Here is a 403-nt window from a genome sequence, read left to right as displayed (position 1 = left end):
GATGTGATGCAGGTGATACTCCTTGCCGCCAATCTGCTTGACCAGTTCGTCGTACTTCGCCTTCACTTCGGCATCCGTCGGCTGGTTCTGCTTCACGAAGTTTTCGATCAACGCACGCAACACCACCGTCTGCTGCGCAACCGCCACCTGCGCCTTGACGTCGGGCTTCGACGGAATGCCTTCGCGGATCGCTTCCTGCATCAGGATCTCGCGGTTCACCAGTTCTTCACGAACGGCCTGTTGCAGCTTCGGCGAATCCTGTTGACCCTGCTGCACGAGTTGCGCGACCAGCGCATCGGCGCGCGACTTCGGAATCGGCGTGCCGTTCACCACGGCGATGTTCTGTGCAAATGCAGGAGCGGCCGCACATGCAGCCAGCAAGACCCAGTAGCGGGTGTTTTTC

At 59.8% G+C, this 403-nt stretch carries 1 protein-coding gene; it reads right to left on the bottom strand.

Annotated elements, in window-relative coordinates; all coding sequences use genetic code 11:
* Nucleotides 1-403: hypothetical protein (locus GR197_RS31675; protein ID WP_204330535.1), on the bottom strand; the 403-nt coding region annotated here is incomplete at both ends.

It is taken from the genome of Rhizobium phaseoli (genome assembly GCF_010668805.1).
Lineage (GTDB): Bacteria > Pseudomonadota > Alphaproteobacteria > Rhizobiales > Rhizobiaceae > Rhizobium > Rhizobium phaseoli_A.
The sequence above is the reverse complement of the archived record's forward strand: the minus strand, read 5'-3'. Positions and strand labels throughout refer to the sequence as shown.